This is a genomic window from Lentibacillus halophilus, assembly GCF_039522485.1.
Classification (GTDB): Bacteria; Bacillota; Bacilli; order Bacillales; family Amphibacillaceae; genus Lentibacillus; species Lentibacillus halophilus.
In genome coordinates this window covers 34998-44565 of sequence record NZ_BAAADM010000008.1, presented here as the reverse complement: position 1 = coordinate 44565, position 9568 = coordinate 34998, and the positions used below count along the sequence as shown (strand labels likewise).

Genomic DNA, 9568 nt, shown 5'->3' with positions numbered 1-9568 from the left:
GAATGGCGTCCTGCTTAATATCGGCACCTTAACCGCTGACGAGCTGCAATCCATGATTCGAGCCGGCAAAGCAGCCAATGAAAAAGGAGTTCCGGTTGTCATTGATCCGGTCGGTGTTGCGGCCACCCCGTTCCGGACAACAGCGATGAAAGAGATTTTAACCGAAGTAAAGCCCACCGTCATTAAAGGAAATGCCGGTGAACTCGCGCACCTCGTTGAAGTCCCCTGGGAAACCAAAGGCGTTGAATCAATCGGGGATGGCGACGCGGATGAAATCGCTTCAAAGGTAACGGAAGCCTATTCCTGTACCGCCGTTGTTACTGGAAAAACGGATGTCATTTGCATTGGCAATGAAATGTTGCATAATACCACCGGGCATCCTCTTCTAGGCAAAATAACCGGGGCTGGATGCCTTCTCGGTTCCATTTTAACAGCTTGCCTGTCAACGAACGACGCGATTGAACAACAAGTCTTAACGGCAGTCCGATTTTATGGATTGGCAGCGGAATATGTCGCCGAGCAAACGGATGTCAATGGACCTGGAACATTTCTGCCCCATTTTATCGATGCCCTATCCTATGACCCTGCAACATTGGAAAGGACGTAACGTTATGAATTTACGAAAGTATTTTATCATGGGAAGCCAGAACTGTACTGGGGACCTTGCAGCTATTTTGGAAAAGGGAGCAAAAGCCGGTATTACCGCTTTTCAATTCCGGGAAAAGGGGACAGGCTCGCTGACCGGACAGGAAAAGCTGAATTTAGGTTTTCAACTGCGCGATATATGCACGCGGCACCACGTATTGTTTTTTGTCAATGACGACATGGATATGGTTGAACCACTGGAAGCTGATGGTATCCACGTCGGCCAGGATGATAGGCACTTGGAAGAGTTAAGGGAAAAATTTCCGGATAAAATTATTGGCCTGTCGGTATCCAATCAGCATGAAGTTGACAACAGCCCAATTCATCTGGCTGATTATCTCGGAGCTGGACCGATTTTTGCCACGTCAACCAAAGACGACGCCAAACAAGCTGTCGGTACCGAATGGATTAAAACATTAAAACGTCAGTATCCCGGTACGCCCATTGTCGGAATTGGCGGCATTAACGACCAAAATGCTGCATCCGTTATCGATGCCGGTGCGGATGGGGTTTCAGTTGTTTCAGCTATTACAAAAGCGGATGATATAAACGCTGTCGTCGCCAGCCTTTGAGGTGAAAATTGTCGAATGGTGACACGCGGACAGCATTCCGCCCTGTAAACAGAAAAAACGAAGAATCACTGCAATAACTGACCGTGGATCTTCAAAATAAAGGTATGTTATCCATAAAACCCTTTTTTGGTATTAGCCTTGTTCAGGTCGAGTCTCGTACACTGAACCACATGGCTAATAAATTGAGAGAAGGAGTGGATAACGGTTGATGTGGAACAAACGTTGTTTAACAGAATTGGCTTTTATTTTGATGTTTTCTATAGTTCTTGCAGCATGTGGTGCAGACGATAATAACACGAATGCCAGCGAATCCCCGGAAAATAATGAGAGCCAGAACGAAAATACGGAAACGGACGAAAACAAAGATGTTGAATTAGGCAAAAAGGAACTGACCATTCCGTATGTTGCATGGGCAAGAGAAACGGTCGTCAGTTACTTAATGGGGGAAGTTCTGAAAGACATTGGTTACAATGTGGAGGTCAAGCAAGTCGAAACAGGACCTATGTGGGCCAGTGTAGCTGATGGAACAGCCGATTTCACTGCATCAGCCTGGCTGCCAAAAAGTCAGAAGCAATATTGGGATCAATATAAAAACCAGGTGGAAGAAGTTAATCAGACGCTCGATAAAGCGCCATTGGCCTTAACCGTGCCATCCTATATGGAAGATATTGACTCTGTGGAAGACTTAAAAGACAACACAGAGCTTGGTAAAAAACTGAATTGGAAGATTACAGGTATCGATTCGGGAGCCGGCATTATGAGCCTGACCAAAAAAGCAATTGATCAATACGGTCTGGAGCAATGGGATCTGCGACATAGTTCGGAAGCAGCTATGATCACCGAGTTGAAATCGGCTATTGAGAATAAAAAACCAATTGTGGTTACCCTTTGGAAACCGCACTGGACATTTGGCGTCATGGATTTAAAAATGTTAAATGACCCAAAAGGCAGTTATGGCGGAAATGGTGGCCATATTAGTATCGTCGCCAATAAAAATTTGGAAGACGACGCACCAGCCGCTTATAAATTTATCAATCAGTATACGGAATCGTATGAAATGATTGAAAAACTGATGCCTAAGGTGTTTGCCGAGGATAAAGACCCTAAAAAAGTTGCCCGGCAGTTTATAAACGATAATCCAGAGCTTATTGACGAATGGACAAAAGGTATTCAAACGGAATAAACCCTACAAACCAGCTTCCTCCATGACGAATGGGGGGGAGCTCTTTTTTGATAGAGTGTTTTTAACTCCCACGGATGTTAAAGAGAAGCTGTTTATCCCCGTCTCCACGTATGGGATAACTTATGTTCAGAGATGAGATATAAGAAATAAAAGAACAACTAATGGATTCGCCCATACAGTATTAGACGAATTCCCATATAGTAAAGAGAAGGTTTTTTTAAGGAGGAAATGAATTATGAATCATAATCAGCCACCGTTTGATAATGAAAGGATATTTAACTTTCCTTGGTCTTCGAATCAAGGACCCGGAGGGGGGCCTACCTTTGGCGGATCTCCCGGGCCATCAGGGGGCGGCTATTCACCTGGAGGACCGTCCAACGTGCCGGGCGGACAACAGCAAGTCAGCCCCCCCAATTCCCCACCACCGGCCTTCACACCACAACAACAGCCAATGCAAAAGGGGCCGGGAGGGGTTAGCACCTATGCTATTGACCCTGGCTCGATCAGAGGATGCTTGTTTCAATTCACGTATATTTGGTTACAATGGGATGCCTTCTGGTTTTTCCCAATCTTTATCGGACCACGATCCATCGCTGGCTTTCGTTGGCGGAGGAACAGATGGGTCTACTATGGAATCGATTTAGACCATATACAATCGTTTCAATGTTATTAACCACTTGATGACCGCTTGATGTTTTCTCATATAAACTCTCAGCAGAGCAGGGTTTGTTAACACCTGACGAATATATAAAAAAAAGGAAATGGCTGCCAAGAGTATAGAATTGGCAGCCATTTTCTCTTGTTCATATGCAATCAATCCATATGGTTTCACATAGGCGGGAATTTTTCATGGCAATTACCATGAAATGTTGTTTCTTTATTTTATACACTGGCGATGTGGATGTTAATTGGTCAAATCGTTTCAGTAAACAACAAATCAAGCAATTTCTTTATCTAATTATGTTTCACGTTCTCAACAATCGTCTCCACTTCATTCCTGGATATCTTCTCACGGCCTTCTTTCAAAGCTTTAATCGTCCGCTTGGCTAATGCGAGGGGAATTCTGCAAAACAGCAAAATATGTCGGGTTTCGATAGATTTCATGTATTCGTCGGCCTGTGCAAGATTATTTTCAGTGTACTGGAACATATCTTCCCTTGTCCAGCCATCCGGGACAAATTTCACACCACGTTCACTATCTTCATCCTGGTTCCGCAAAATATTCACAGCTTGCAGTCCACGTCCATAGCTAATGGCAAGCTCACGGTCTGTTTCCGTTCCATCATACCAATACCAGATATCAGACAGCATAACGCCTACGAGACCAGCTACATAATAGGTATAATCATCAAGATCGTCTCTATCTCGTATATGCCAGCCTTTCTCCACCCAGTCAGCCATTCCGAAAGCCATGACACGTGTTGACGCTTTTACTTTTTCAACAATTCCGTTCGGACACAGACGGATCCAGTCACCAAGCCTGTGTGTCACTTCCGGCAGCGATTCATACGGCTGCAGCATGGAGCGATACGCATCATCATCAAATTCGCCCTCTAAAAGGCGGCCGGTCTCCCGCAGCAGACGTTGTTTGGTTTCTACATCCAGTTCTTGATGATCCTCTATCTCATCGACAGCACGCATGCATAAATAAGCTGATCCAACCGTTTGTTTCAATGGCGGTTTCAGTAAAGTAATCGGAATATAGAATGTTCTGCTTGTCTGCTTAAGCATATGGTTTGCATCTTTTTGCAATTGTTTTGCTTGACTCAACCGTTACGCCTCCCTTTGATACCTCTAAGTATATCAAAAAACACAAAACATTGATATGGATAAATGATTTTGAACAAAAAAGGGGGAGAACCACGAAGGCACTCCCATTATTTCCAATGGTCAATTTTAATGGGCCGTCCTTTTCGTGGACGCTCCCACAACAGCCCCTGCTCAAGAGCCATCTTTTTCGCAATTTGTGGTGCATTCCACAATGGCGGCAACAAAAGAAACGAGACAGGCACAGCAGTAATAACAATCGAATTCTGGATCGCTGTTATACTCCCTTCCCCAATTGTCAGGATCACCATTGCGGTTGCACCGAATATTAGTGCCCAAAACACGCGCAACCATCGTTTTGGATGATCATTGCCGGTCAATGTTACCGCAACGGTATACGAGATCGTATCGGCCGTGGTTGCTACGAAAATAATCGATATAATTAAAAATGCAACCGCCATAACCATGCCTATTGGCAATTGATCCATAATGGCCATGACAGCAGCAGGCATTCCGGCCTCATTTAACGCTCCTGATACAGACCCGGAATTCTCCATTTCGAAAAAGACCCCAGTGCCGCCAATAATAGAAAACCAGAAATTTGTCACGAGAGGCGCAACGATGGATACGGCGATAATCAATTCCCTTATCGTTCGGCCGCGGGAAATACGACTGATAAAAATAATCAACATGGGACCATAGCCAATAAACCAGCCCCAGAAGAACAGTGTCCACGATCCAAGCCAGGCATCATCGCCGCGATAAAAACTCATCGTGAAAAAGTTTTGCAAGTACGTTCCCATTCCCCCAACGAACGAATCAATGATAAAGAACGTGGGGCCAATCAGCAAGACAATAATACCTAACACAAATGTCATGCCAACATTGAAACGGCTCAAAATAAGAATCCCCCGGTCAACCCCGGTAGCAGCTGAAATCGCCGCAATCGCTACGAGAACGACAATAACCATGATACTTACGGATACGGTATTTGGCACGTTAAAAATATAATTGAGACCATATGAAATTTGTAACCCAAGAAAACCGAGCGGTCCCAATGTGCCTGCTGCGATAGCAATAATTGAAGAAATATCAGCCGCCGAGCCGATAATACTTTTATGATATATTTTTTCGCCGAAAACGGGATATAATAACGATCTCGGACGCAAAGGATAGCCTTTACTATAGTGCACATACATCATGACAACGGTAGCCAATGTACCAAGAATGGCCCATGCAAAAAATCCCCAATGCATAAACGCCTGAGCGAAAGCGGCCGGTGCATTGCTGAACGCGCCATCGCCGAATAGTGGGGGTGACGACATGTAATGATACATAGGCTCAGCTGCCGCCCAGAAAACGCCTCCGCTTGCCAGAAGGGTTACCAAAATCATCGCAACCCAGCGGTAATAGCTATACTTCGGCTTATCCAGTCCACCGAGGCGGACTTTTCCAAATCTCGAAAAGCCTAAAAATATGCCAATGATAAAATTACCAAACATTAAGACCTGCCAATAAGCTCCAAAATACTTCGCCGAAAAATCGAACAATTTTGTAATCCAATTTCCCACGGCTTCACTGTTAATGAATGATAAAACAATAAATGCTATCAAAAACCCGCCACTAACCGCAAATGCCGTCCAATCCATTTTTACTTTCTTTTTCTGCACGTTTTTCCTCCCTGTTGTAAGGAACAAGTGTCTCCAGCATATAAGTATGCTGTGAATACGACCGTTGGATGGAAAATGATATCCTTTACCAATCATTTTTCATTCTGTCTCTATAACCATCGGCTTGCTCATATATTTTCGTACATAGTAAACCATTATAGTTAATGATCGTTCAATCGTCAAATAATGTAACATAACAATCTGGGCGTTTCCTTCCCCACTGAATGCATGATTTATATGCACATTGGTCCCGCATGAAAATCGATCCGAACAATTGGTATCCCATAGTTATGTCTGCTAAAATAACGTTATATATGGAGGCGTTAAATTGACTATTTATGTTGACGCAGATGCTTGTCCTGTTAAACAAATCGTTGCAGAAATGACATACCCTTATACGATTCCAGTCGTTTTTGTCAAAAGTTTTTCCCATTTTTCGCATGGTTATGATCCGCCCGGTGTTGAAACCATTTACGTTGATACAGGGGCGGAGGCTGCTGATTACCGGATTATGCAGTTGGCACAGAAAGGTGATATCATCATTACACAGGATTATGGCCTGGCATCCCTGGCGTTGTCGAAAGGCTGTACTGTCCTGCACCATAAAGGATTCAAATACACCCATCAAAATATCGATTATTTGCTTCAATCCCGATATATAAATGCCAAGGCTCGCAAAAGCGGCAAAAAGACCAAAGGGCCGAAAGCATTCAGTTCGGAAGATGAAGCAAAATTTCAGGATTTGTTCCACAAAACATTGGAAAGCCTGATTTAATCCGATCACAATGATGGCTTTTTTAAAAAGACGACAGACACAACCCGATATGGTATTGATGCTGGTCGACAACACGTGACCAAAACCTTTGAAACGGTACAACCGCTTCAAAGGTTTTCAAATTTCCGGACGTTAATGTTACGTTGCAATACCGGCCAATTTTGAGGAAATGGCATACCAAGCACCCAATAACTCACACCTCTTAGGCCGTATGTCATCACCGTATCGTACTTCGCTTGAACGCTTCGGGCATCTTCAAACCATACTTCATGTTTCTGTCCGTCTTCATCTACATAACTGAAAAATGGGGATTGGGCCGTTTCATCATATTGAATGGTTGCACCATACTTTCGCGCCAACTGCACAGCCGCTTTGGGACTGACAGTGTCAGCTAATGTTCCTTCTTCCCATGGCACATTCCAGTCTCGCCCGTATAATGGCATACCCATCATAATTTTGTTCCGCGGAATCACGGTTACAGCATAGTCCAACACATCCCTGACTTTATTAATCGGGGCTATGGCACGTGGTCTTCCGCCAGCCCAACCCCATTCGTACGTCATCAATATAACAAAATCCACAATCTCCCCATGTGCCTGATAATCATGAGCCTCATACAGAAGTCCTTGCTGCTGTGCACTTTCTTTCGGTGCTAACGCGGTTGATACCAGAAATCCTTCTGGATGGAGTTCTGATACAACACGTCTCAAGAAATTATTATAATTTTCACGGTCTTCCGGATAAACATATTCAAAATTAAAATTGACTCCGGCATATCCTTTGTCACGCATCGTCTTTATTAGGTTGGTAACCAATGATTCCTGCGCATCCGGATTACGTAATAACGCCGCTGCCAAATCCGAACTCATTTCACCTTGTGAAAAATTGGTCACGACCATCATGGGAGACACATTATTTGCTTTGGCTGCCTCCAGTACTGTCTGATCCTGCAGTTGAGTAAGCGTTCCATTTTCTTTTACACTGTATCTGAATGGAGACACGTAAGTAAGATATCTGCCAAGCATCATTACTTCACTCTGCCCCTGTTCATTCAATTGTGTCATATATGCATTGGTCTCTGCGACTGATCCGGAAGCAAGCGGTATCTTGATTGTTTGACCTGGAAAAATCAATCCGGACGTTCCCACATTATTAGCCGAAGTAATGTGTTCAACACTGACGCCATACTGTTGAGCAATCTCCCATATAGATTCACCTTCCCGAACGGTATGTGAAATATATGGATTTGTCAGCATCTGTCCGACGTATATCAGTGAAGGATGGGCGATGTTGTTCGCTTCTGCAAGTTCCTGAACAGTCACCCCGAATATCTGAGCGACCGACCATAAGTCATCGCCGGGCTGTATGACATAGTCACGTCCTGGCTCTGGAATAACCAATGATTGGCCGACTACAAGCGTATCAGGATTATCCATCAAGTCATTCAGCAAAGCAATCTGATGACTATTTGACCCGTAATTTTGTGCTATTTTCCATATTGAGTCTCCGCGCTGCACGACATGTATACGCATCGTTCTTTCCCCCAATTTGCATGTTGCTTACCATCCTATTCAATGGGTGATTGCCTCGTAACCATTTGGGGGATTTTTTAATTTAAAGCCGTTCATCCATTGTTCTCAACACACTTTTATTTACTTGTGACACCATTGATAATAAAGCGACTTTTCGGCATGGATGGTATTCGTGTCATGCTGAAACGCAAATCCTGCTTCGGCACATAATAATCCATTCGTTTCGCCAGAAATTCCAAACTTACCTTCATTATTTCAATCGTTACCCATTCTCCGGCACAACGGTGTCCCATTGCATAATCACCCCCACCTTGTGGGATGAAATCAAATGGGCTGCCTTGCCAATCCTTGAAACGTTCCGGTCTGAATTCATCCGGCATATCCCATAAATCAGGGTCATGATTTGTCCCGTAAATATCAAGCAAAGTAAGCGTTCCTTTTTTAAAATGGTATCCGGACCACATAAAGTCATTGTGCACCCTTGCACCTAAAAATGGTCCGAATGGATAATACCGTCGAACTTCCTGAACAAACATCTGATTGTAGTCATCGCCCTCTGTCACCAATTTTTGTTGTGTTTCCGGAACGTTATGCATCGCCAGTGCTCCAAATGTTACATAACGACCGATTGCCACGATTGGTCTCAATATATTAAGGAGTTCCACTGCTGCCACTTTAAGATTCAGCCGATTTCCCTGTAAATCCCGGTGCCAGGCCATAGCGTATAAAGCTGTATTTTCGTTTGGATGGTACTCCCCATTACGAACCTGATTTATAATTGTTCTAATCCATTGTTCACTACGATTACGAGCAGCTCTTCCTCGCCAGTGTCTTGGGCCGATCGCTCCAAATGCATCAATCATGGCTGAGAGGTCATTGGTTCGCTGATTGAGTTCCTTCGCCCATAACGGTACACCAGCCCATGTACAAGCAATCCGGCACATGATTTTTTCCGCTTCCTGAAACAAAACAACTTTCCGACGTTGCTCCCAGTCAGCTGCTGCAATTGCCCATTGTCTTTCGGTTATATCTTTCAAGTCGTTGATCCGATCAGACGTCATAAATGACATAAACAGCTGTTTTCGGTGTTTATGTGCCGATCCATCCATTCCTTGTACACCTTTTTTGCCGAATAATGTTTTTTTAACCCGCTCCGGAGCAACACCTTTACGCTTAAATTTGGTTTCATCGTAAAATATCTGCGCGGCTTCTTCTCCACCCATACAAATCACGTTTTCTCCAAGTAATCTCGTTTGAAAAATATCCGATCCAAACCTTTTACGTCTGTTTCCAATGTAATTATAACCTTCCAATAACATGTTACATGTATGGTCCAAACCTTTTTCGTGCGGTATTGACAATTTTTTCACCTCCCCGGTATATATCTGATCCATGAATAACATTTTCTTTCTCAAAAAAATTAT

At 43.8% G+C, this 9568-nt stretch carries 8 protein-coding genes; 4 read left to right on the top strand and 4 right to left on the bottom strand.

Features of this window, described 5'->3' with window-relative positions:
* From thiM to ABDZ72_RS02105, 3 genes are all read left to right on the top strand, one after another.
* The coding region (gene thiM / locus ABDZ72_RS02115; RefSeq protein WP_343750856.1) for a hydroxyethylthiazole kinase at nucleotides 1-607 on the top strand (607 nt) is incomplete at its 5' end.
* A gap of 4 nt (nucleotides 608-611) precedes the next feature.
* Nucleotides 612-1217 (top strand): thiamine phosphate synthase, encoded by a 606-nt coding sequence (thiE, locus tag ABDZ72_RS02110; RefSeq protein ID WP_343750854.1) that lies wholly within the window; start codon nucleotides 612-614, stop codon nucleotides 1215-1217.
* Nucleotides 1218-1425: 208 nt separating this feature from the next.
* Nucleotides 1426-2400 (top strand): glycine betaine ABC transporter substrate-binding protein, encoded by a 975-nt coding sequence (locus tag ABDZ72_RS02105; protein ID WP_343751017.1) that lies wholly within the window; start codon nucleotides 1426-1428, stop codon nucleotides 2398-2400.
* Between the two features lie 954 nt (nucleotides 2401-3354).
* Here the strand turns inward: ABDZ72_RS02105 and ABDZ72_RS02100 are convergent.
* Together ABDZ72_RS02100 and ABDZ72_RS02095 are read right to left on the bottom strand one after the other, a co-directional pair.
* On the bottom strand, nucleotides 3355-4170 hold the full coding sequence (locus ABDZ72_RS02100; protein WP_343750853.1) for a squalene/phytoene synthase family protein: 816 nt from the start codon (nucleotides 4168-4170) through the stop codon (nucleotides 3355-3357).
* Nucleotides 4171-4277: 107 nt separating this feature from the next.
* Nucleotides 4278-5816 (bottom strand): BCCT family transporter, encoded by a 1539-nt coding sequence (locus ABDZ72_RS02095; RefSeq protein WP_343751016.1) that lies wholly within the window; start codon nucleotides 5814-5816, stop codon nucleotides 4278-4280.
* Nucleotides 5817-6165: 349 nt separating this feature from the next.
* Here ABDZ72_RS02095 and ABDZ72_RS02090 point away from each other — a divergent pair, with 349 nt between their 5' ends.
* Nucleotides 6166-6612: a YaiI/YqxD family protein gene (locus tag ABDZ72_RS02090; RefSeq protein WP_343750852.1), complete on the top strand. Its 447-nt coding sequence runs from the start codon at nucleotides 6166-6168 to the stop codon at nucleotides 6610-6612.
* Between the two features lie 107 nt (nucleotides 6613-6719).
* On the opposite strand, the gene ABDZ72_RS02085 is transcribed toward ABDZ72_RS02090, so the two are convergent.
* A complete protein-coding gene (locus ABDZ72_RS02085) occupies nucleotides 6720-8144 on the bottom strand; it encodes a LysM peptidoglycan-binding domain-containing protein (RefSeq protein WP_343750849.1) in 1425 nt (474 codons plus the stop codon).
* 116 nt (nucleotides 8145-8260) lie between these two features.
* Nucleotides 8261-9538, bottom strand: a complete 1278-nt coding sequence (cypC, locus tag ABDZ72_RS02080) for a CYP152 family fatty-acid peroxygenase CypC (RefSeq protein WP_343751015.1) — start codon at nucleotides 9536-9538, stop codon at nucleotides 8261-8263.
* Between the last annotated feature and the right edge of the window lie 30 nt (nucleotides 9539-9568).

Excerpts from the sequence above, each read along its gene's own strand:
- thiE (WP_343750854.1), top strand. The coding sequence starts at position 612 with ATGAATTTACGAAAGTATTTTATCATGGGAAGCCAGAACTGTACTGGG.
- ABDZ72_RS02105 (WP_343751017.1), top strand. The coding sequence starts at position 1,426 with ATGTGGAACAAACGTTGTTTAACAGAATTGGCTTTTATTTTGATGTTT.
- ABDZ72_RS02095 (WP_343751016.1), bottom strand. The coding sequence starts at position 5,816 with ATGGATTGGACGGCATTTGCGGTTAGTGGCGGGTTTTTGATAGCATTT.
- ABDZ72_RS02085 (WP_343750849.1), bottom strand. The coding sequence starts at position 8,144 with ATGCGTATACATGTCGTGCAGCGCGGAGACTCAATATGGAAAATAGCA.
- cypC (WP_343751015.1), bottom strand. The coding sequence starts at position 9,538 with ATGGATCAGATATATACCGGGGAGGTGAAAAAATTGTCAATACCGCAC.